Annotated in this window: 2 protein-coding genes; both read right to left on the bottom strand. The window is 49.0% G+C overall.

Features of this window, described 5'->3' with window-relative positions; genetic code table 11:
- Positions 1-148: 148 nt before the first annotated feature.
- A complete protein-coding gene (locus ACP5KC_RS10730) occupies positions 149-331 on the bottom strand; it encodes a glycosyltransferase family 2 protein (protein WP_428287595.1) in 183 nt (60 codons plus the stop codon).
- A gap of 39 nt (positions 332-370) precedes the next feature.
- Positions 371-1018, bottom strand: a 648-nt coding sequence (locus ACP5KC_RS10725; protein ID WP_428287594.1) for a glycosyltransferase family 4 protein, incomplete at its 5' end; no start/stop codon positions are given.

Raw genomic sequence — 1018 nt, 5'->3', positions numbered from 1 at the left:
GCGTAGACCCTCGAGTCGAGCTTAGACGTGACGAGCTCGGCATCAAATCCGCTCTCGCGCAGCGCTTTGACGAGAGAGCCCGCGAGTTTCTCTCCCCCTCCAGCTACGTGGAAGGAGTAGTGAACCACCACGACGGAGGCCATGAACCTCACCGAAGGGTCTCCGCGTAGGGCTTAATATACATTTCAGCTATGATGTTCCAGTTGAACTCCTTCTCGACAACTATGACTTCGCAAGGTGAAATGTCCTGGTCAAGTATACTTTTAAACAGACGTTTTTTGCTCTCTATACGAGCATAGGTTGGAACGACTATTGATATACTTGCATTCATTTAGGATCCCGGGAACAGGGTTCCTATGTCTCTCTAATATTAACTATACGAGGCAGCCATATTAAGGTACTTTAGAACTGTGTCTGCGAATGCTTTCCATGTGAATTTTTCCGCCACGTATTCTCTAGCTTTTCTGCCTATCTCGTGAAGGTCTGCTTTTCTGAGCTCCTGGATTTCTTCTGCAAATCTCTCTAGGGGTGCTACAGAGCCGTATACCTCTAACTCGCGTGGGAAAGCCTCAGGCGTGGCTAGAACAGGTTTTGCTGTAGCATAGGCCTCTAGGATAACGCTTGGAAAGCTCTCTGTAGCGCTCGGAAGGGCTAGAAGGTCTATCATGTTATAGAAATAGGGCATTCTGTTGAAGGGGAGTCTGCCAATGTATTCCACGTTTGGGGGCAAGGACGCTTCTGGTGGTCTTGGCCCGGTGATTAGAAATCTTATATCCTTGAGTTCGCCGGCTATTCGTACGAGAGCATCGAATCTTTTCTCGGGAGACAAACGTCCAGCATAGCCCACAGTGAATTCGCTAGGCCTCTGGACTTTTAGAGGCTTGAAGAAATCCGTGTCGACGCCATTATAGGCGGGCTCAGTGACTTTCTCGCTTTTCACCCCCCACTCCAAGGCTTTCTCACGTAAGGATAGACTGTTAGGTATGACGTACTCGGCCTTGTTCAAGAGGAAGACCTC

Origin of the sequence: Infirmifilum sp. (genome assembly GCF_049970975.1) — an archaeon.
GTDB classification, from domain to species: domain Archaea; phylum Thermoproteota; class Thermoprotei; order Thermofilales; family Thermofilaceae; genus Thermofilum; species Thermofilum uzonense.
Note: the sequence above shows the minus strand (reverse complement) of the source record. Positions and strands in the feature narration are given on the sequence as shown.

Coding starts and splice junctions, on each gene's coding strand:
- ACP5KC_RS10730 (WP_428287595.1), bottom strand. CDS start 331: ATGAATGCAAGTATATCAATAGTCGTTCCAACCTATGCTCGTATAGAG.